The sequence below is a fragment of the Paraburkholderia sp. A1BS-2L genome (genome assembly GCF_051125205.1).
Classification (GTDB): domain Bacteria; phylum Pseudomonadota; class Gammaproteobacteria; order Burkholderiales; family Burkholderiaceae; genus Paraburkholderia.
Map to the genome: position 1 here is coordinate 240,428 of NZ_CP120428.1, position 21,220 is coordinate 261,647.

Here is a 21,220-nt window from a genome sequence, read left to right on the forward strand (position 1 = left end):
AGCCTGCTCGCCCGCCGGCGCGGCATCAGTGCGCCAGCGCCTCGCGCAGCAGACGCGCCGTGTGCAGCGCGATCATCCCTTCCTCGTCGGTGCGGATCGCGAAGACCGGCACGCGGCTTTCGCGCGAGCTCACGCGCTCCTTGCCGGCGTCGTTGGCCGCCGCGTCGAGCGCGATGCCGAACAACGGCGCGAGCCGTTCGCAGACCTGCGCGCGAATCGGTGCGGCATGCTCGCCGATTCCGCCCGTCATCACCAGCGCATCGAGCCCGCCCAACCCGACGGCGAGCTTGCCCACTTCCTGGGCGATGCGGTACGTGTAGAAGTCGATGGCGAGCCGGGCCCGCTCATTGTCGCTCGCGAGCAGTTCGCGCATGTCACTGCTCACGCCCGAGAGGCCCTTGAGGCCGGACTCCTGGTACAGCAGCTTCTCGATCTCGTCGTAGCCCATGCCGCGCGCCATCATCCAGAGCACCGCGCCCGCATCGATGGCGCCGCTGCGCGTGCCCATCGGCAGGCCGTCCAGCGCGGTGAGGCCCATGGTGGTCTCGACGCTCTTGCCGTCTTTCATCGAGCACAGGCTCGCGCCGTTGCCCAGATGCGCGACCACCACGCGGCCGCGCGCGACGTCGGGCTCGGTGGCGTGCAGGTAGTGCGCGATGTACTCGTACGAGAGGCCATGAAAGCCGTAGCGGCGGATGCCTTCCTCGTAGTAGTGGTACGGCAGCGCGAAGAGCTGCGCCATGATGCCGTTTCCCGCGTGAAAGGCCGTATCGAAGCAGGCCACCTGCGGCAGGTCTGGCGCGGCCGTGCGCACTGCGCGGATCGCCGCGAGATTGTGCGGCTGATGCAGCGGCGCGAGCGGCGTGAGCGAGTCGAGTTCTTCGATCACCTTGTCGTCGATGAGCACCGCGTCCTTGAAGTGCGTGCCGCCGTGCACCACGCGGTGGCCGATCGCGGCGGGCGCCGTGTCGCGCAGGCCCACCGCGAGCACGAGGCGCAGCAGGCGGAACGCGGCGTCGTGGTCGGCGACTTGGGCGACCGGAAACTTCTCGTCGACGATGAGTCGGCCGTCGGCCATGCGCGCGACCACGCGCGGCGCCACGCCGATGCCTTCGATCTGGCCGCCCGCGCCGAAAATCGCGCGCGCGCCGCCTTCCGCGCGAGGATCGTCGACGACGCGATACACCGAGCACTTGATGCTCGACGAGCCCGCGTTCACGACCAGCACGATCTGGCCTTCGCCGTGCGCATGGTTCGCGGAGGAGGGAAAAGCCGGCGTCGTGCTCACAGGGCCTCCGTGGTCATGCGCGTGCGCCGCGCGTGGGCGAGCAGCACCGCGATCGCGCAACTGCCGATGCGCGCGCGCACGGTGTCGGCGCGGCTCGTGAGGATGATGGGCACGCGCGCGCCGAGCACGATGCCCGCCGATTCCGCGCCGGCAAGAAAGGTGAGCTGCTTGGCGAGCATGTTGCCCGCTTCGAGGTCGGGCACCAGCAGGATGTCGGGGTCGCCCGCGACCTGCGAGGTGATGCCCTTGATGCGCGCGGCCTCGGCGTTGATCGCGTTGTCGAAGGCGAGCGGACCGTCGAGCAGGCCGCCCGCGATCTGGCCGCGGTCGGCCATCTTGCACAGCGCGGCCGCCTCGATGGTCGAGGGCATCTTGTCGGAGACCGTCTCCACCGCTGCGAGGATCGCGACCTTCGGCGTGGCGATGCCGAGCGCCTGCACGAGATCGATGGCGTTGCGCACGATGTCGGCTTTGTCGGCGAGCTTGGGGAAGATGTTGACGGCGGCGTCGGTGATGAAGAGCGGCTTGTGATACGCGGGCACGTCCATCGCGAACACGTGCGAGAGGCGGCGCTCGGTGCGCAGGCCGCTCGCGCCCCGCGCCACTTCGTGCAGCAGTTCGTCGGAGTGCAGGCTGCCCTTCATGAGCAGCTCGGCTTCGCCCTCGCGCACCGCGAGCACCGCGCGTTCGGCGGCGGCGTGGCTGTGCGGCACATCCACGATCTTGACGTTTTCGAGCGAGAGCCGCGCTTCTTGCGCCACCGAGCGGATCTTCGCCTCGGGGCCGACCAGGAGCGGCTCGATGAGGCCGAGGTTGGCGGCGTCGATCGCGCCCGTGAGCGACGAGACATCGCAGGGGTGCGCAACCGCTGTGGGCACGGGCGCGAGGCCCGCGCAGCGGGCCAGCAGGGCGGAATACTTGTCGGGCGTTGCAGTCATGTCTGTCTCTCATCCGAAGCCAGGGCCTCTCGCGGGCGCAAAAATCGGCACGAAAGTCAGCACGAAATGGCCGTGAGCAGGTCTTGAGCAAGCGAAACCACGGTGGCGCGGCAGCGCGCCTTCACGCGTTCATGTTGCGGCGCGTAAACCGCTAACAGTGTAGTCCAGCGCATCTCGCGCCGGCCGCAAAGTGTGCAGCCGCGGCGTGCGGCTTACTGCCCCCAATGCACGGCGCATCATCCATGCAACGGCTTGGGCGGGCGCGCCGGCACGGTCTGTCACGCGCTCTTCACGCCGCCGCGCGATCATGAAGCGCGCGCGCGATCCCGCACGGCTTGACTTGGCGCAAAACTCTGCCTAGATTGAAATACTGCAGTGCAGCATGACTGTCGTGCGCACGCCATGCACGCCCCGTTATAGGAGATTTGTCACGTGGCAGTATCCGCTTTCTCGCCTGCGCTCTCGTCCGATTCCTCGCCTACTTCCCCACGCCGTTCCCTGTGGCCGCTCTGGCCGTTGCCGGGTTTCGAGGCCGTGCAGTCCTTCCAGCCTTTCCAGCCCCTCTTCGACGCGTTCGCCGAGTCTGCCGGCGCGGCGTCCATGCCCGGCATGCCCACCCCGCCCGCGCTGCCCGCCGCGGCGCCCGCCGCGCTCCAGCCGCTGTTCGACTACCTGTTCGATGCCTGGCAGCGCAGCGTCCTGTTCCTCGACGTGCTGCGCGAGCGCGGCAACCAGACCTGGCTGCACGAGAAGGCCGGCATGCCGCCGGTGCTCGCGTTCGACTATGAAGTGATGGTCGATGGCCGCGAGCTCGAGGATCCGTGCAACTACGCGCTGCTGCGCATCAAGCCTGAAGCGGGCGTAGAGACCGATGCGCGCATGCGCCCGTTCGTCGTGATCGACCCGCGCGCGGGGCATGGCCCGGGCATCGCAGGCTTCAAGATGGACAGCGAAGTGGGCATCGCGCTGCGCAAGGGCCATCCGTGCTACTTCGTGACCTTCTTCCCGGTGCCGACCGAAACGCAGACGATCCAGTCGGTGGGCGAGGCGGAAATCGTGTTCCTGCGCAAGGTGCGCGAGCTGCACCCCGACGCGGACGGCCAGCCCTTCGTGATCGGCAACTGCCAGGGCGGCTGGGCCGCGGCGCTGGTCGCGGCGTCCGCGCCAACGCTGGTCGGGCCGCTGATGCTCGCGGGCTCGCCGCTGTCTTACTGGGCCGGCGTGCGCGGCAAGAACCCCATGCGCTACTCGGGCGGCATGCTGGGCGGCTCGTGGATGTCGTCGCTTGCCGCCGATCTTGGCGACGGCCGCTTCGACGGCGCGCATCTGGTGCAGAACTTCGAGAACCTCAATCCGGCCAACACGTTCTGGGGCAAGCTCTACAACCTCTACGCGAAAGTCGATACCGAGCGCGAGCGTTTCCTCGAATTCGAGCGTTGGTGGGGCGGGCATTATCAGCTCAACCGCGCCGAGATCGACTGGATCGTGCAGAACCTGTTCGTCGGCAATCACCTCACGCGCAACGAGGTCTACGCGAAGCACGCGCGCGCGCCGGTGGATCTGCGCAACATCCGCACGCCGATCATCGTGCTCGCTTCGTGGGGCGACAACATCACGCCGCCGCAGCAAGCGCTCAACTGGATTCCAGATCTCTACGCGAGCGTGGACGAGATCGTCGCGAACGAGCAGGTGATCGTCTACTGCCTGCACGACAAAGTGGGGCACCTGGGCATCTTCGTTTCGGCGAGCGTTGCGAATAAAGAGCATACCGAACTATTTTCGGCGCTCGATCTGATCGACGTGCTGCCGCCGGGCCTCTACGAAGCGAAGATCACCGACTCGGCGCCACAGGCCGGGCGGCTCGAAGCGCTCGAAGGGCGCTACGAGATCCGTTTCGAGCGCCGCACCATCGACGATATTCTCGCGCTCGACGATGGCCGCGACGACGAACAGCCGTTCGAAGTCGTGCGCCGCATCGCGGAGAATAGTCAGCGCTTTTACGACCTCTATGTGTCGCCATTCGTGCGCGCGTCGAGCACCGCGCTTTCGGCGCACCTGCTGCGCGAGACGCATCCGGCGCGCGTGGAGCGCAGCCTGTTCAGCGACGCGAACCCGGCGCTCGGCATGCTGCCCGCCATGGCGCAGGCGGTGCGTGCGAACCGCGTGCCGGCCGCGCCCGACAATCCGTTCACGCTGATCGAGCAGCAGGTATCGGCGAGCATCGAAGGCGCGTGGGACGCGTGGCGCGACGCGCGCGACACATGGATCGAAGACACCTTCTACCGCATGTACACGGCGCCTTGGGTGCAGGCGTGGGTGGGCGTTGTGCCCAATACGCCGCTCGACCCGGTCGCGCCGCCGCTCACGGCGTTGCGCAAGGAACTCGCGCAGCAGCGCCTGCGCGCCGCGCGCGAGCACGTGAACAAGGGCACGCCCGTCGATGCTTTCATGCGCATCATGGCCTATCTCGCCGATGAGATGCGCGTGGTCCAGTACCGCCCGTTCCAGCGCATGCGCGAACTCGCGCGCGAATACATGGGCGATCGCCAGCCGAGCATCGCCGAGTTGAAGGAGTCGGCGCGCCGCCAGGGGGCGATCGTGCAGCTCGACGCGAATGCCGCCATCGAGGCGCTTCCCGAGCTGGTGCCGGACATGCGCACGCGCCGCTTGCTGCTTTCGGTGGTGTACCAGGTGGCGACGGCCTCGGCGCCGCTCGATGGCGAGCGGGCGGAACGTTTCGCCGAGGTTCAGCGCGTGCTGGGCGTGGAGCCGGGCAGCGAGAAGGAGCCGTTGCCGCCGCCGCCGGGAAGCGGCAATGACGCGGGCGGCACGGGCAATGTGGGCAAGGTGGACAACGCTGGCGATGCGAAACCGGCAAAGGCCTCGAAGAGCGCGGCGACAACGAAGGCGGCAACGGTGAAGAAAGCTTCGAAGCCGACGAAGCCCACCGCCGAACCCGCGTCTTCGCGCGCGCCGCTAGCGAAGCCCGCGCGTGCGGCCCGCCGCCGCGCATCGTCTGGCGCGGGCAAGTAAGCCTGAAAAATGAGCTGGTAAAAAGCGCGCGCGGCAAATACGCCGGGCACGTGAACAAAAGAACCTGAGAGAACGCGCTCGCGCATGTGGACCGCCACGCGTGCGAGCGCGCCGAACCGCGAACCGTGAATCGGGCGGGCATCGAATCCGCGCCGCGTCGCGACAGATCGTCGAGGCCATCCATGCAAACTCTTCCAGACCAGCCGCTTGCAGGCATGCGCGCTCTCGTGACGGGCGTGGCGAACGCCGAATCGATTGCCTACGGCTGCGCGCGCGCATTTGCGGAGCTGGGCGCCGAGCTCGCGCTCACGTACCTCAACGACAAGGCCAAGCCTTACGTCGAGCCGCTGGCGAACCAGCTAGGCGCGGCAATGCTGCTGCCGCTCGACGTCGAGGACGAGGCGCAGTTCGACGCTGTCTTCGACGCGGTGCGTGAGCAGTGGGGCACGCTCGATATCGTGTTGCATTCGATCGCCAACGCGCCGAAGGCCGACCTCCAGGGCGGCCTGCTCGAATCGTCGGCGCAAGGTTTCGCGTATGCGATGGACGTCTCGTGCCACTCGTTCATCCGCATGGCGAAGCGCGCCGCGCCGCTGATGCCGCGCGGCGGCACGCTGTTCGCAATGAGCTACGATGGCGCGAATCGCGTCGTGCCGAATTACAGCTTGATGGGACCGGTGAAGGCGGCGCTGGAAGCCTCGTGCCGCTATCTCGCCTATGAGCTCGGGCCGCTCGGCATTCGCGTGCATGCGATCTCGCCGGGGCCGCTCAAGACGCGTGCCGCCTCCGGCCTGCCTGATTTCGACCGCATGCTCGCGGAAGCCGTCGAGCGCGCGCCGCTAGGCGAACTCGTCGACATCATGGACGTCGGCTACGCGACGGCCTGGCTCGCGACGCGCTACGCCCGCCGCCTGACCGGCAATACGGTCTACGTCGACGGCGGCTCGCACATCATGGCCTGAGCGCGCAGGCTTCACGCGCTCGACCCGTTCGCTTACCAGCGGCGGTAGCCGTAGTCGCGGTCACGATCGTCCCAGCGGCGGTCGTGGCCCCAATGATGGTCGTTCCAGCGATGGTCTTCCCAGCGGCGCTCGTTCCAGCGACGCTCGTCCCAGCGGCGGTCGTCGTCGCGCCAGCCCACATAAGCCGGTGCCGCGTAAGCCGGCGCCGCATAGACCGGCGCGGGCGCCGTATAAACCGGCACGCCAACGGCGAGTCCCACGGAGACGCCGGCCGTCGCGGTCTGCGAGATGGCGAGAATCGTTGCGCCCGCACCCAATGAGGCAATGAGTTTCGCGTTCATTCGAGTCTCCTTTGGCTCGTTGAATGGACACCTCCAATCTAATCCGGGCTGCGGCGCCGTGGATTACAAAACTGCAACAATCGTCTCGGTGTCGCGAGGCCATGCGGGCCCGAAGCGCGCTTTCGAGCGAGAGCGTGCGCGCGAAAAGCCCCGTAAAACAGGGCTTTTCGGGGTGCGGTACCGCTTCGTGAAAAAAAGTGACGCGCCCTGATTGGACGCAAGATGTTGCGTATTTCAGGCGTGGGTAACGAGTGCGGCACCACCCCGCCAGGCATGCCTCGAGACGCAAAAAAGCCGGAGACATGCTCCGGCTTTTTTGCGCGACGGTGCAACGCGCACCTATCACTGCACCGAAACGCCCCCAAAGTTCTGCCGTCCGAACGGGCTTACCTGATAGCCGCTCACGTTGGTGCGCGTGATGGCCGCGGCCGTGGGATAGCCAAGCGGAATCCATAGCGCCTGATCGTGGATGATCTTCTGTGCGGCTTCATAGTCCTTCGCGCGCTGCGCCTGGTCGGCGGTGGTCTTGCCGTCGGCGATCAGCTTGTCGAGCTGCGGATCGCAGAAACGCGCGAAGTTGATGCCCGACTTCACCGCGTTGCAGCTAAAGAGCGGCGAGAGGTAGTTGTCGGGGTCGCCGTTGTCGCCGGCCCAGCCCATGAACAGCGTGTCGTGCTGGCCTTGCTTCGCCTCCTTGATGAGCTCGCCCCACTCGATCACCTTGATCTCCGCTTTCACGCCGATCTTCGCGAAATCGGCCTGCAGCAGTTCGGCGCCCGCGCGCGGGTTCGGGTTCAGGACACTGCCGTTCGGGCGCACCCAGATCGTGGTCGCGAAGCCGTTGGGCACGCCGGCCTCGGCGAGCAACTGCTTTGCCTTCGCGATGTCGTGCGGATACGGCGAGATCGACTTGTCGTAGCCCCAGGTGATGGGCGGCCACGGGTTGGTCGCGGGCATGGCCGTGTTGTCGAAGATCGCCTTGAGATACGTCGTGCGGTCGAACGCGAGGTTCAGCGCCTGGCGCACCTTCGGGTTATCGAGCGGCTTCTTCTGCGTGTTGAGCGCGACGAAGGCTGTCATGAACGCGGGCGTCTGCACGACCTTGAGCGCTTTGTCGGTTTTGGCGTCGGCCACGTCCTGGGGCTTGGGCGAGAGCGCAATCTGGCATTCGCCGGCCTTCACCTTTTGCGCGCGCACGGCGGCGTCGGGCGTGATCGCGTAGATGAGGCGCTCCACCTTGGGCTTGGTCCCCCAGTACGTGGGGTTCGCGTCGTAGCGGATGACCGCGTCCTTCGTGTAGCTCTTGAGCACGAACGGGCCGGTGCCCACGGGCTTCGCGTTCAGGTCGATCTGCTTGCCGGCCTTGAGCAGCTGCTCGGCGTACTCGGACGAGTAGATCGACGCGAAGCCCATCGTGAGGATCGGCAAGAAGGTGGCGTTGGGCTCGTTGAGCTCGAACTTCACCGTGTTCGCGTCGACTTTGGTGATCGACTTGATGAGCTTCGGCAGGCCCATCGACTGCGCATGCGGGAAACCGCTCGCGCCCGCCACCTTGTGCCACGGATTGTCGGGGTCGAGCATGCGCTCGAAGGTGAAGACGACGTCGTCGGCGCTGAACGCGCGCGTGGGCTTGAACCATTCGGTGGTCTGGAACTGCACGTTCGGACGCAGATGGAACGTGTAGGTCAGGCCGTCCGCGCTTACGTCCCACGACTGCGCGAGCGCGGGCACCACTTTCTTCTGCGCTTCGTCGTAGGCGACGAGCGAATTGAAGATCACGTCGGCGGATGCGTTGGTGGTCACGAGCGAGTTGAACTGCACGACGTCGAAGCCGTCCGGGCTCGATTCCGTGCACACCGTGAGCGGTTTCGCGAGCGCGGGCAGGGCCGCGCAGGCGAGCGCCGCGCCAAGCGCGGCGGCGAGCACGGGAGCGGGCGAGAGGAAGCGCATGGGGTCTCCGTTTGGCTTTATAGCCGGCCAAGCTTAACGAAGGGACATTGCGCAGACAACAACATAATCGGCATACCCATATGGGGCGCGATCGGGCGGGGCGGCGTGGGGCGGTTGTAGCGCGGTTGCGCGGAGCGATTGTGCGGACTGGCCGCGGGCGGTCAATGCTGGGCGGCGCGCGGCTTGCGCGGGGCGCGTTCGAACGCGCGGTCGTAGAGCCAGCGCGGCAGCACGCGGAGCAGTGCCGCGACCACGCGCATCGGCCAAGGGAACACTGCGAAGGCGGTGCCGCGCGCGATGGCGTCGGCGGCCTTGGCGGCGAAGCGGTCGGCGTCCATGAGGAACGGCATGCGGTACGGGTTCTTCGCCGTCATGGGCGTGCGGATGTAGCCCGGCGCGATCGTCACCACGCGCACCTTGAACGGCCGCATCTCCACGCGCAGCGACTCCAGATACGCAAACGCCGCCGCCTTCGAGGCGCTGTAGGCACCCGAGCCCGGCAGCCCGCGCACGCCCGCTACGCTCGCGATGCCCATGAGCGTGCCGCGCCGCGCCTGCGCCATCGCCTCGGCGAACGGCTCGAAGGTGGCGACCATGCCGAAGTAGTTGGTGTCCATCACCTCGCGGAACGTGGCGAGGTCGCCGTGACCGGTGAGCACGCCACGGCTCACGCCCGCGTTGGCGATCACCACGTCGGGCAGGCCGTGCTCGGCGATGAAGGCGCGCGCGGCGGCCGCGAGCGCATCGGCGTCGCGCACATCGGCGCAATAGAGGGAGACGGGGTGCTGCGGATGAGAATCACGGAAGGCCTCGAGCGCATCGGCGCGGCGCGCGACGAGCCCGAGGATGGCGCCGCGCCGCGCGTATTCGGCGGCGAGCGCAGCGCCGATGCCGCTCGACGCGCCGGTGATGAAGACCTTCAAGGGGGACGTCATGCCGGCGCGCGGGCTCACATCTTCTTGGCGCGGATTTGCGAGATGATGAAGTCCATCACCTGGAGCGTGCCCGGCAGGCTGTTGGTCGCGGCCGGACCCGTCTCGTACTTGCCCTGGATCGCGATGGTCGGCACGCCGTCGATCTTGTACGCCTCGATCACAGCCTTGTCGCGCTGGAGTGAGCTTTGCGTCGAGAACGAGTTGTACGCTTCCATGTACTTCTTCGGATCGACGCCTTGCGTGGCGAGGAACTTCGCCTGGTCGTCGGGCGTGAGCAGGTAGTTCTTGTTCACGTGGATCTCATGGAAGATGACCGGCGTGAGTTTCTGCGTGAGGCCGAGCGCGTCGAGCGCGTAGAGCATCTTCGAATGCGGGATGAAGTCGTCGCGAAATGCCACCGGCACGCGCTTGAACACGACGTCCGGGCCTTGCTTCTTGATCCAGTCTTCGAGCAGCGGGTCGAACTCGTTGCAGTGCGGGCAGCCGTACCACATGAACTCGATGACCTGGATCTTGCCCGCGGGCACGTCGAGCGGCTGCACGGCCTTGAGGACCGTGTAGTCCTTGCCGGCGACCGGCGCTTCGGGCGAGGCGTAGGCCGTGCCGGCCAGCATCGAGAGCGAGACCAAAAGCGTTCCGAGAAGTCGTTTCATAGCGTGTTATTCCAGTGAACGGGGCCGGCGGCGTCCGGCGAGGCGGTGCGCGAGCGCGTCATGCGCGTTCGCGCGGGTGATGCATCTGATGGGTTACTGCTTCGTGAAGCGGATCACAGCGGTGTCGATCCCGGCATCAGACAGGCGCTGACGGTTCGAGTTCATGTCTTCGAATTTCGAGAACGGCCCGATGCGCACGCGGTAGTACGTGACACCGCCCGCGTCGCGCTGCGTCACCTTCGACTCGAATCCCTGGAACGCGAGACGCGCGCGCTGTTGCTCGGCGTCCGCCGCGGTCTTGTACGCGCCCACCTGCAGGAAGTAGCCGGTGTTGGCTTCGCCGGCTGCGGGGGCGCCGGGCTGCGTGGGTTTTGCGCCGTTTGCAGTCGGCGCGGGGATGGCGTTAGGCGCCTTCTGCGGCTGATTGTTGGCGAGCTGCTGCGCGGGCGCGCTCGGCGCTTGCGGTTTCGGCGCGGCGGCCGAGGCATTGCTGCCGGTCGAGGGCTTCGGCGCGACTGCGACGCCGTTATTGGCGCTGTTGCTGTGATCCGCGCCGTTGTCAGCGGAAGCCGACGGCGGCACTTCGACGATCTGCGGCTCTTCGAGCATGCCCGAGGATTGCGACTGGTTCGTGGTCTGGCCCGGCGCGGTGTTCGGCGGCGTGCTTTGCGCGGCCTGCGGCGGCACCGGTTGGCCCGGCGTCTTGCCTTGCAGCACGCGGTTCGGATCGTATTGCTCGGCCTGGCTCGCGTCGCTGGGCGGCGCGACTTTCGCGACGAATGGCGTGGGCGAGCGCGTGATATAGAGCGCCACGACCACCGCGATCGCAAGGCCGACAATCAGGCCCAGCACGACACCGAGAAAAGTACCCCCGGACTGTTTCGACTGCTGCTTCGTACTGCGGCGCGGTTTTGCCATCGTCTGAATCACCTGCAAACAAGAGAATCTGGAACGGCGCGTATCCGCGTGCGGATGCGCCCCAAACATGTCGTGTGCGGCCTCGCGCGGCGCGCCGGCGGCGGGTTGGCTGCCGGCGTGCCGCATGCGAAGCGAGTCGTGTTACATGCGCTCGGGCGCCGACACGCCGATCACGGCGAGGCCGTTTGCGAGCACCTGGCGCGTGGCTGCAAGCAGCGCCACGCGCGCGTCGCGCACGGCGGCATCGTCGACGAGAACGCGTTCGGCATTGTAGAACGAGTGAAACTCAGCCGCGAGTTCGCGCAGATAGAACGCCACGGCGTGCGGCGCGAGCTCCGTGGCGGCATGCGTGAGCATGTCGGGGAACTCGCCGAGCTTCGCGATGAGCGCGAGCGCGCGCTCGCTGTCGAGCGGCGCGAGGTCGACCTTGGGCAGCGCGGCCAGCTTGCCGCCGTGCTTGCCTTGCCAGTCGCCGAGAATCGACGAGATGCGTGCATGCGCGTACTGCACGTAGTACACGGGGTTTTCGTCGTTTTCCTTCAGCGCGAGGTCGATGTCGAACACGAACTCGGTGTCGGCCTTGCGCGAGATGAGGAAGAAGCGCACGGCGTCGCGGCCGCGGCGGATGGTGGCTTCGTCCAGCAGGTCGGGCGCGACTTCGCTGCCCGGGTTCGCGCCGCCCGACCATTCGATCAGGTCGCGCACGGTCACGTAGCTGCCCGCGCGCTTGGAGATCTTCACTTCCTGGCCATCGCGCATCACGGTGACCATCTTGTGCAGCACGTAGTCGGGGTAGCCCTTCGGGATACCCACGCCGAGCGCCTGCAGGCCCGCGCGCACGCGCGCGATGGTGCCGTGGTGGTCCGAGCCCTGGATGTTGATGACCTTGGTGAAGCCGCGCTCCCACTTGGTCACGTGGTAGGCGACGTCGGGCAGGAAGTACGTGTAGGTGCCGTCGGACTTGCGCATCACGCGGTCCTTGTCGTCGCCGTAGTCGGTGGTCTTGAGCCACAGCGCGCCGTCCTGCTCGTAAGTCTGGCCCGAGGCGACGAGCGCCTCGACGGTCTTCTCGACGCGGCCTTCCGTGTACAGCGACGACTCGAGGTAATAGCGGTCGAACTTTACGCCGAACGCCTGCAGATCCAGATCCTGCTCGTGGCGCAGATACGCAACGGCGAAGCGGCGGATCGAGTCGAGGTCCTCGGGGTCGCGCGCGCCCTTCACGGGCTCGCCGTCCTTGGCGGCGACGGTTTCGCCCGCCAGGTAGTCGCGCGCGATGTCAGCGATGTATTCGCCGTTGTACGCCGCTTCGGGCCAGCCCGCGTCGCCAGGCTTGAGGCCCCGCGCGCGCGCCTGGGTGGAGATGGCGAGGTTGCCGATCTGCACGCCTGCGTCGTTGTAGTAGAACTCGCGATGCACGTCGTAGCCCTGCGAGGCGAGCACGTTCGAGATGGCGTCGCCGAGCGCGGCCTGGCGGCCGTGGCCGACGTGCAGCGGGCCCGTGGGGTTGGCCGAGACGAACTCGACCAGCACGTGCCGGCCGGCTTCGCGCTTCGACTGGCCGAACGCGGCGCCTTCGGCGAACACGGCGTTCAGCACGGCGCGCTTGGCATCGGCGGTGAGGCGCAGGTTGATGAAGCCGGGGCCAGCCACTTCGGCATCGGCGATCAGGCCGGCTGCGGCGGGCAGCGTCTTGACGGCGTCGACGATCTGCTGGGCGAGCGCGCGCGGGTTGGTGCGCAGCGGCTTGGCGAGCTGCATCGCCACGTTGCAGGCGATGTCGCCGTGCGCGGCGACCTTCGGGCGCTCGAGCGCGATGGCGGGAACGATGAATGCGGCTTCGGCGGCGCCTTCGGTCGCCTGGGCCACCTTGGCGACGGCGTCGGCGAGCAAGGTCTCCAGGGTCAGTTTCTGTGCGGGCAGCATGCTTGTTGCAGGTCCTGTGCGGGTAGTGGGGGGCGGGCTGGCAGACGCGCCGGCGGGCCAGCGGCGAGGCTCCGGCATCGCGCCTCGCACCGCTTTGGGCAGATCTTGCGCGTGGTCGCGCCCTGCGGGTAATTCCGTCCAGACGGATTTTAGCAGGTGCTAATATGTGAAAAGAGATGTGGAACGAGAAGCCCGAAGCGGGCCCCGAAAAACACAAAGGAGAGAGCAGATATGCTGGTTACGTTCAAATGCCACGCAGCGCCCGACGTGACGATGCTGGAAAACCTCGCTCAGTACCTCCTCGGTATCATCGGCAAGCGGCTCGGCCCGCGCGGCGTGATCACGCACGACGAGCTCGACACCGCCATCAGCAAGCTCGAAGCCGCCATCGCCACCGACAAGAAGGAACGTGCCGAGCACGAGGGGCATTTCCACGAAGGCGAGGACGGTCACGAGCCTCACGAATTGCCGCCGGGCCTCGCGCAACGCGCGTTTCCGTTCCTCGACATGCTGCGTGCGGCGAAACAGGAAGACAACGACGTCCTTTGGGGTCTTTGACCCGCGCACCCGAACCGGCATCCCGAAAGCAAAGAGCCCGTACAGCGAACTGTGCGGGCTCTTTGCTTTGGTACTCGCGACTCGAGTACGCGTGGCTTACTGGCTGGCGGCTGCCGGCGCTGCTGCCGAGGCGGCACCCTTTTGAGCCTTCTGCTTCTTCGGCTTCTTCACGTGCTTCTGGGTGGGGGCCGAATACGACGAGGCGTCGCTTGCCTCCTGGTGCACGGCGGCCGGCTGCTGGGCGAACGACGGCTGCGAGAGTGCCGCGACGCCGAAGGCGGTCAACATCAACATCAGCTTCTTCATATGATTTCTCCGGACGACTTTTAAGGACTTGCTGATGAACGAGCCGGAGCGGCGCCAGAGGATGCGTGCCGCGTTGGGCTTGGGGTGCTGCGCGGACATCTTACAAAACCGAAAAAAAACCGAGAATTTGCGTGCGCGAAATACTCGGCCTTTCGATTTCCATATGTCAGCGTAGCGGCGCCGGTGTTTTAGAGCAGCGGCGCGAGCGCGCGCCGCGCGTCCTCGGGGGAGAGCGCCATGCGGCGCGCAAAATCGGCGAGCTGATCCTGGCCGATCTTGCCCACCGAGAAGTACGTGCTGTCCGGATGCGCGAGATAGAAGCCCGAAACGCTCGCCGCCGGCAGCATCGCGAGCGATTCCGTCACCGTCATGCCAACTTCCTCCGCCTGCAGGAACTCGAACATGTCGCGCTTCACGAGGTGGTCCGGGCACGCCGGGTAGCCCGGCGCCGGGCGAATGCCCGCGTACTTCTCCGCGATCAGCGCGTCGTTGTCGAGCGTCTCGTTGGCAGCATAGCCCCACAGGTCGCGGCGCACGCGCGCGTGCATCGCCTCGGCGAACGCTTCCGCGAAGCGGTCCGCGAGCGCCTTGAGCATGATCGAGCTGTAGTCGTCGAGATCCTTCTGGAATTGCGCTTCCTTCTCGCTCACGCCGATGCCCGCCGTAACCGCGAACATGCCGATATAGTCGGCCACGCCCGAATCCTTCGGCGCGATGAAGTCGGCGAGCGAGCGGTTCGGGCGCATCACGCCGTCGACCACCGGACGCACCGACTGCTGACGCAGATTGCGCCACGTGAGCGCGACCTGGGTGCGCGACTCGTCGGTGTAGATCTCGATGTCGTCGTCGTTCACGGTGTTCGCCGGCAGCAGCGCGATCACGCCGTTGGCCGTGAGCCAGCGTCCCTGGATCAGGCGCGAGAGCATCGACTTGGCGTCGGAGAACACCTTGCGCGCCGACTCGCCCACGATCTCGTCGTTGAGAATCTGCGGATACGGGCCCGCGAGATCCCAGGTCTGGAAGAACGGGCCCCAGTCGATGTAGTTGGCGAGTTCGTTGAGGTCGAAGTTCTTGAACACGCGGCGGCCGAGGAACTTCGGCTTCACGGGCTGGAAGTTCGCCCAGTCGATCTTCGTCTTGTTCGCGCGCGCCTCTTCGAGCGTGACCATGGGCAGCGCCTTCTTGTTGGCGTGCTGGTCGCGGATGCGGTCGTAGTCGGTCTTGAGCTCGTCGATGTACTTCGTTGCGCCTTCATCCGAGAGCAGGCTCGATGCCACCGAGACCGAGCGCGACGCGTCCGGCACGTACACCACCGGGCCTTCGTAGTTCGGCGCGATCTTCACGGCAGTGTGCACGCGCGAGGTGGTCGCGCCGCCGATCAGGAGCGGAATCTTCTTCACGCGGAAATAGTCGTCGCGCTGCATTTCGGAGGCCACGTAGGCCATCTCTTCGAGCGACGGCGTGATGAGGCCGGAAAGGCCGATGATGTCCGCGCCTTCGACCTTCGCCTTCGCGAGGATCTCGTTGCACGGGACCATCACGCCCATGTTGACCACTTCGAAGTTATTGCACTGGAGCACGACCGAAACGATGTTCTTGCCGATGTCGTGCACGTCGCCCTTCACGGTGGCGATCACGATCTTGCCCTTCGCGCGCACGTCGCCGCCCGCTTCCGCGAGCTTGCGCTTTTCTTCCTCGATGAACGGAATCAAGTGCGCCACGGCCTGCTTCATCACGCGCGCCGACTTCACCACCTGCGGCAGGAACATCTTGCCCTGGCCGAACAGGTCGCCGACGATGTTCATGCCGTCCATGAGCGGGCCTTCGATCACGTTGATCGGCCGTCCGCCGCCGCCCATGATCTTTTGGCGAGCTTCTTCGGTGTCCTCGACAATGAAGTTCGTGATGCCGTGCACGAGCGCATGCGCGAGACGCTTCTCGACTTCCTGGTTGCGCCACTCGAGGTTCTCTTCCTTCTTCGCGGCGCCGGTCTTGAACTTGTCGGCGATTTCGAGCAGGCGGTCGGTGGCGTCGGCGCGGCGGTTGAGCACCACGTCTTCCACGCGATCGCGCAACTCGGCGTCGAGGTCGGCATACACGCCCAGCTGGCCCGCGTTCACGATGCCCATGTCCATGCCCGCCTGAATGGCGTAGTAGAGGAACACCGTGTGGATGGCTTCGCGCACCGGGTCGTTGCCGCGGAACGAGAACGACACGTTCGATACGCCGCCGCTCACCTTCGCGTGCGGGAGGTTCTGCTTGATCCAGCGCGTGGCTTCGATAAAGTCGACCGCGTAGTTGTTGTGCTCCTCGATGCCCGTGGCCACCGCGAAGATGTTCGGGTCGAAGATGATGTCCTCGGGCGCGAAACCCGCTTCGTTCACGAGGATTTCATAGGAGCGCTTGCAGATCTCGGCCTTGCGCTGGAAGGTGTCGGCCTGGCCCTGCTCGTCGAAGGCCATCACGACGGCCGCCGCGCCGTAGCGGCGGATCAGCTTCGCGTGATGGAGGAACGGCTCCTTGCCTTCCTTCAGCGAGATCGAGTTGACGATCGCCTTGCCCTGCACGCACTGCAGGCCTGCTTCGATCACGTCCCACTTCGACGAGTCGATCATGATCGGCACGCGCGCGATGTCGGGCTCGGAGGCGATCAGGTTCATGAAGCGCACCATCGCGGCCTTCGAGTCGAGCATGGCTTCGTCCATGTTGACGTCGATGATCTGCGCGCCGTTCTCGACCTGCTGGCGCGCGACGGCGAGCGCCTCGTCGAACTGGCCGTTGAGGATCATGCGCGCGAAGGCCTTCGAGCCGGTCACGTTGGTGCGCTCGCCCACGTTGATGAACAGCGAGCCTTCGTTCACGTTGAAGGGTTCGAGGCCGGAGAGTCGCAGGGTATGGTCAGTCATGGCGTGGGACCGGGTCGTCAGAGTGTCGTGGTGAATCGGCGCGTGGGCGCATCGTTATGCGGCGTCGCGATATTGACCGGGCCAGCGGCGCGGCTTGATTTCGGCGAGTGCCTTCGCGATCGCGGCGATGTGCTCGGGCGTCGTGCCGCAGCAGCCGCCCGCGACGTTCACAAGGCCGGCCGAGGCGAATTCCTTCAGGAGCGCCGAGGTATCCGCCGGCGTCTCGTCGAAGCCGGTGTCGCTCATCGGGTTGGGCAGGCCCGCATTCGGATAGCACGAGACGTAGGTGTCGCACAGCTTCGCGAGCTCGGCGACGTACGGGCGCATGAGCGCGGCGCCGAGTGCGCAGTTCAAACCGAACGTGAGCGGCTTCGCGTGACGCAGCGAATTCCAGAACGCCTCGACAGTCTGGCCCGAGAGAATGCGGCCCGACGCGTCGGTGACGGTGCCCGAGATCATGATGGGCAGATTCTCGCCGGTGTCTTCGAACAGCTGGTCGAGCGCGAACAGCGCGGCCTTGGCGTTGAGCGTGTCAAAGATCGTCTCGACGAGGAACAGGTCGCAGCCGCCGTCCATCAGCGCCTTGGCCTGCTCGTAATACGCGCGGCGCAGCTCTTCGAACGTGACGTTGCGCGCGCCCGGATCGTTCACGTCGGGCGAGATGCTCGCGGTTTTCGGCGTCGGTCCGATGGCGCCCGCAACGAAGCGCGGCTTGTCGGGCGTCGAGTACTTCTCGCACGCCGCGCGCGCGAGCTTCGCCGATTCGAGATTCATCTCGACGGCAAGCTCGCCCATGCCGTAGTCGTCCTGCGCCACGGTGGTCGCGCCGAAGGTGTTGGTCTCGATGATGTCGGCGCCTGCCGCGAGATACTGCTCGTGAATCTCGCTGATGACCTGCGGCTGCGTGATCGAGAGCAGCTCGTTGTTGCCCTTGATGTCGCGCGGATAGTCCTTGAAGCGTTCGCCGCGGTAGGCGGCTTCGTCGAGCTTGTAGCGCTGGATCATCGTGCCCATCGCGCCGTCGAGGATCAGGATGCGCGAAGCGAGCAGCGCGGGCAGCGCGGCGCCGCGTGTGTACGGGGTAGCGCCCGGGGCGGTCCCGGCGGGGCGCGAGGCGTGTTCGGCAGGCTGGTTCATGGATGGCGGGCGGGCAAAAGCGCCGGTTGGACTGGGAAACCTGTCATTGTAACGGTAGCGGGGGAGCCCCGCTGGCGCGCCACCTGGCCGCCCCCGGAAAATGAAAACCCCGCGCGGCTTGCGGCCGGGCGGGGTTCCCTGAGCGGGGTGTTGCCGGTATTGCGGTGAGGGCGCTATGTATTGCCAGGATGTTGCTCGAGCGTGGGCGCCGTGTGTTTAACTGCGGGTTCAACCGCGGACGTGAGCACTGGAACAGCGACGCGAAGCGGGCCGCGTCAGTGAAGCACGACCGGTTGCTGCATGAGGCTGTCGAACTGTCCGAGGAATTCATCTACCTCGTCGAGCGACTGCTCCTCGTCCATCAGCTTCTGCACGTCTTCGCGAAACCGCGCGGCCATTGCGCCGTCGATGAAAATTTCACGCCGCGCATTTTTGTCGACGATCTCATAGCCTCCCGAGCGCATGGCGATATGGCCATCTTGCGGGGGAAACTCGACGACGCAATAGTTGGGACTGTTGTAGATCATTTGCATGGCGACACTCCTTTTTCCTGTGCTCCCTCACTGCTTGTATCGATACATGGAGCGTTCGTTCGGGAATTCAAGGGGTGGGTCCCACATCACCTCTCTATCCGATTGCCTTCCCTATTTCCGCCTTTTTCTCCTTTCCCAGGGTGCAACAAACCGGGCGCATCATTTAGACATGCTGCCCAAGAAACGTTTCGAGCAGGGCTGCGAAACTGTGACATTCCTCTACAGGGGCCAGATGTGCTGCATCGAGCATTTCGAAGCGCGCACCGGGTATGGCTTGCGCCAGTGCTTCAGTGAATGCGGGCGGTGTGCCAGTGTCGTGGCGTCCCGCCACCGCAAGCGTTGGCACGCGCAACTGCGCGAGCCGTTCGTGAACATCGAAATCGCGCAGCGCCTCGCACGCGCGCGCATAACCTTCGGCAGGTGTGCGTAATAAAACGTCACATATTTGTGCGGCAGTATCGCGATGCGTGAGACGGAAGCCGGCGGTCAGCCAGCGCGCCATCGTCGTGTCGGCGAGCGCGGCCAGACCTTCGCGGCGAACCAGCGCGGCACGCTCGTCCCATGCCGGGCGCGCCTCGGGTTCAGTGCGGCTCGCGGTATCGCAGAGCGTGAGCGAACGCGCACGCGAGTTCGCGCCCGCTTGCGCGTCGGATGCTGTGTCGGGTGTCGTATGGTCGAGCGCGAACTGTTGCGCGATCATGCCGCCCATCGACATGCCGACGAGATGCGTCTTCTCGATGCCTTGTGCGTCGAGCAGCGTCGCGAGGTCGTCAGCGAGTTCGCGAAAGCCGAAAGCCTCGCGCGAGACCGCGCTCGCGCCGTGGCCGCGCACGTCGTAGCGCAGCACGCTATAGCGATGCCGGAAGTGGCCCGCGAGGGTGTCCCATACGGTGAGGTCGCCGCCGAGCTGGTGAATGAACGTCAACGCGGGGCCACCGCTGCGGTCTTCGAAGACGTAGCGCGTATCGATGCCGTTGACAGTCGCTTGCATGCGTTCCTCCTTGACCATGGGGTCGGGAGTCCAGCCGATTGCGAGTCCCTGCGCGAACGTCGTTTCCGTGTCGCGAACGCTGCGTACGAAAGGTGTGCGCGGGCGGGCGGCGTTCATGGCGCTAACCGTGTTGCATCGTCATGTGCTGCTGTCCGGCTGCGCGCGCTGTCTCGTTGTGTCTCGCGGCGGGCGCGTCAGCGGATGGGTTCGAAGCTTTTCCTCAGTGGATTCGTCTAGTCGTTCTTTGTCGCTCGCGGCATGCAGCCACGAACGCTTCGATGATTTTCAGTATGCGCCATTTCGCGCAAACGTGTAGGCAGATGGGCCGGCATCGTCGCATATGGGCGACTTTGTTGTGTGCTTGTGTGTGGCAGGGCGCTCAGGGGTGCATGGGCGCGTCGGCGGCGGGCAGCGGCGTCGTGTCCCGCGTGGCCGGTGGCGCGGCGGGAGTTGGCGTCGATGGCGCTGCCGGCTGCATGGATTGTGCCTCCGGCGACGGCGGCACGAGCGCAGGCGCAGCCGACGGCGGCGCGGCGCCCGGCGTGCCGCCGTTCGTGGTGGGCGGCGCCGCTTCATCCGTCACCGTCGGCGCGGTCGCGGCGCTGGCTGGCATGTCCGGCTTCGCATCGCCCGGGGTGGTGTTCGTCGCGCCGCTGGCCGTGCCGCTTATCGTGCTGTTTATCGTTCCATTCGCGGGCGGCACGTTGAGCGCGCCGCGCCACAGCAGTTCGATCTGCGTGCCGTTCGGTTCGGTCTGCACGAGCCGCACCGGCAGCCAGCCGAGCGCGGGTGCGAGCCACACGTCGATGCGGCGCTTGTCGCCGTCGTGGCGCGGCAGCCGCATGAAGTGGCGCGCCGTGACGAAGCCGTGATCCGTGTTCACCGTTTCGTCGCCGATGGTGGCGATGGGCCAGGTTTCGCCGCTGTCGTTGTCGGCCACGTAGAACTCGCGCGTGACGCCGGGCTTGTAGGCGTCGGGGTCTCCGCGCACGAGGCTCGCGAGCTGCATCACCATGCTGAAGCGGTCCTGCGCGCCGTCGGGCAGCGCGAGCGAATTCGGCGTGCGCGTAAAAACGATCTGCTTCTCCTCGCGATTGAAGATCGTGAAGTTTTCGGGGCGGCTGCCGCGCTTTTCGATGTACTGCTCGGGCGCGAGGCCGAACGCATCCACATGGCCGCGGCTCGTCCAGCTGAACGTGCCGACGAAGGGCAGGGGCACCGCCACCACCATCTCGTAGCGCTTGCCGTCGCTTTTCCAGTGGATCGTGCCGGGCTGATTGCGTGCGCCGTTAAAGAACGTGTCGTATTGAAGCTCGCCCGAAGGCGGCACCGAGAATTTCACGCCATGCGAGGCCTGATCTGCCTGGGCGGCGGGGGTGCTGCCGTTGCCGTTCGCGGCCACCGTGCCGCTTGCGCCGCTTGTGCCATTCGCGGCGCTTTCCGCTGCGCTCTGCGTGGCAGGACTCGATGCGGCTTGCGGCGCTTCGGGCGCGGCGGTCGTCTTGGGATGCGGCGCGGGCGGCGTGATGGCATGCAGCGTGTGCGGCGGGCTCGCCGCGCGCTTCGGATGCGCGGGCGCCGCGGGCTTCGGTTGTGCCGCAGCAGGCGCGGCGGCCCGCGCCTGCTGCTCGATACGCTCGGCTTTGAGCAGCGTCACCTGCACGGGCACGCGCGCCGGCGCGAGCGGTGGCGGCGCGCCGTGATGACGCTCGAACCATTGCGCGGCGACCCAGTGCAGCACGCTCACCGCGACGAACACGGCCGCCCAGCGCCATGCGCGCGAGCGGCGCGGCGGCGCGGGGCGATCGACCTGGCGGTTTGCGGTGGACGTGGACATCGGGCTCA

At 66.4% G+C, this 21,220-nt stretch carries 17 protein-coding genes; 3 read left to right on the plus strand and 14 right to left on the minus strand.

Going from position 1 to position 21,220, the window contains the following annotated elements:
* Positions 1 to 25: 25 nt before the first annotated feature.
* Positions 26 to 1,288 (minus strand): acetate/propionate family kinase, encoded by a 1,263-nt coding sequence (locus tag P5W98_RS01040; protein WP_421073440.1) that lies wholly within the window; start codon positions 1,286 to 1,288, stop codon positions 26 to 28.
* On the minus strand, positions 1,285 to 2,226 hold the full coding sequence (locus P5W98_RS01045) for a bifunctional enoyl-CoA hydratase/phosphate acetyltransferase (protein ID WP_421022829.1): 942 nt from the start codon (positions 2,224 to 2,226) through the stop codon (positions 1,285 to 1,287). Before P5W98_RS01045 ends, P5W98_RS01040 begins: the two co-directional genes overlap by 4 nt.
* 432 nt (positions 2,227 to 2,658) lie before the next feature.
* Between P5W98_RS01045 and P5W98_RS01050 the strand changes: the two genes are divergently transcribed.
* Together P5W98_RS01050 and fabI are read left to right on the plus strand one after the other, a co-directional pair.
* On the plus strand, positions 2,659 to 5,259 hold the full coding sequence (locus P5W98_RS01050) for a DUF3141 domain-containing protein (RefSeq protein WP_421073441.1): 2,601 nt from the start codon (positions 2,659 to 2,661) through the stop codon (positions 5,257 to 5,259).
* A 182-nt stretch (positions 5,260 to 5,441) separates the two neighbouring features.
* On the plus strand, positions 5,442 to 6,221 hold the full coding sequence (gene fabI / locus P5W98_RS01055) for an enoyl-ACP reductase FabI (protein ID WP_421044588.1): 780 nt from the start codon (positions 5,442 to 5,444) through the stop codon (positions 6,219 to 6,221).
* Positions 6,222 to 6,253: 32 nt separating this feature from the next.
* Here fabI and P5W98_RS01060 read toward each other — a convergent pair whose 3' ends face one another.
* From P5W98_RS01060 to argS, 6 genes are all read right to left on the minus strand, one after another.
* Positions 6,254 to 6,562, minus strand: a complete 309-nt coding sequence (locus tag P5W98_RS01060; RefSeq protein WP_421073442.1) for a hypothetical protein — start codon at positions 6,560 to 6,562, stop codon at positions 6,254 to 6,256.
* A 342-nt stretch (positions 6,563 to 6,904) separates the two neighbouring features.
* Positions 6,905 to 8,512, minus strand: coding sequence for an ABC transporter substrate-binding protein (locus P5W98_RS01065; RefSeq protein WP_421073443.1), 1,608 nt, complete (start codon positions 8,510 to 8,512; stop codon positions 6,905 to 6,907).
* 161 nt (positions 8,513 to 8,673) lie between these two features.
* A complete protein-coding gene (locus tag P5W98_RS01070; RefSeq protein WP_421044585.1) occupies positions 8,674 to 9,447 on the minus strand; it encodes an SDR family oxidoreductase in 774 nt (257 codons plus the stop codon).
* A gap of 14 nt (positions 9,448 to 9,461) precedes the next feature.
* A complete protein-coding gene (locus P5W98_RS01075) occupies positions 9,462 to 10,100 on the minus strand; it encodes a thiol:disulfide interchange protein DsbA/DsbL (RefSeq protein ID WP_421022835.1) in 639 nt (212 codons plus the stop codon).
* 93 nt (positions 10,101 to 10,193) lie between these two features.
* Positions 10,194 to 11,036, minus strand: coding sequence for an SPOR domain-containing protein (locus tag P5W98_RS01080; RefSeq protein WP_421025143.1), 843 nt, complete (start codon positions 11,034 to 11,036; stop codon positions 10,194 to 10,196).
* Positions 11,037 to 11,159: 123 nt separating this feature from the next.
* On the minus strand, positions 11,160 to 12,944 hold the full coding sequence (gene argS, locus P5W98_RS01085; RefSeq protein WP_421073444.1) for an arginine--tRNA ligase: 1,785 nt from the start codon (positions 12,942 to 12,944) through the stop codon (positions 11,160 to 11,162).
* Positions 12,945 to 13,175: 231 nt separating this feature from the next.
* On the opposite strand from argS, the gene P5W98_RS01090 reads away from it, so the two are divergent.
* Positions 13,176 to 13,502: a DUF1840 domain-containing protein gene (locus tag P5W98_RS01090; protein ID WP_213297874.1), complete on the plus strand. Its 327-nt coding sequence runs from the start codon at positions 13,176 to 13,178 to the stop codon at positions 13,500 to 13,502.
* A 96-nt stretch (positions 13,503 to 13,598) separates the two neighbouring features.
* Here P5W98_RS01090 and P5W98_RS01095 read toward each other — a convergent pair whose 3' ends face one another.
* From P5W98_RS01095 to P5W98_RS01120, 6 genes are all read right to left on the minus strand, one after another.
* Positions 13,599 to 13,808: an acid-shock protein gene (locus P5W98_RS01095; RefSeq protein WP_421022837.1), complete on the minus strand. Its 210-nt coding sequence runs from the start codon at positions 13,806 to 13,808 to the stop codon at positions 13,599 to 13,601.
* A gap of 188 nt (positions 13,809 to 13,996) precedes the next feature.
* Complete coding sequence (gene metH, locus P5W98_RS01100) at positions 13,997 to 16,714, minus strand: methionine synthase (RefSeq protein WP_434718165.1); 2,718 nt, start codon at positions 16,712 to 16,714, stop codon at positions 13,997 to 13,999.
* Between the two features lie 54 nt (positions 16,715 to 16,768).
* Complete coding sequence (locus P5W98_RS01105; protein WP_421022838.1) at positions 16,769 to 17,851, minus strand: homocysteine S-methyltransferase family protein; 1,083 nt, start codon at positions 17,849 to 17,851, stop codon at positions 16,769 to 16,771.
* 275 nt (positions 17,852 to 18,126) lie between these two features.
* Positions 18,127 to 18,384, minus strand: a complete 258-nt coding sequence (locus tag P5W98_RS01110; protein WP_213297865.1) for a BTH_I0359 family protein — start codon at positions 18,382 to 18,384, stop codon at positions 18,127 to 18,129.
* Positions 18,385 to 18,547: 163 nt separating this feature from the next.
* Entirely contained in the window at positions 18,548 to 19,375 is an 828-nt protein-coding gene (locus P5W98_RS01115; RefSeq protein WP_421073445.1) for an alpha/beta fold hydrolase, read from the minus strand.
* A gap of 379 nt (positions 19,376 to 19,754) precedes the next feature.
* Positions 19,755 to 21,212, minus strand: coding sequence for a DUF3108 domain-containing protein (locus P5W98_RS01120; protein ID WP_421022840.1), 1,458 nt, complete (start codon positions 21,210 to 21,212; stop codon positions 19,755 to 19,757).
* Positions 21,213 to 21,220 lie beyond the last annotated feature (8 nt).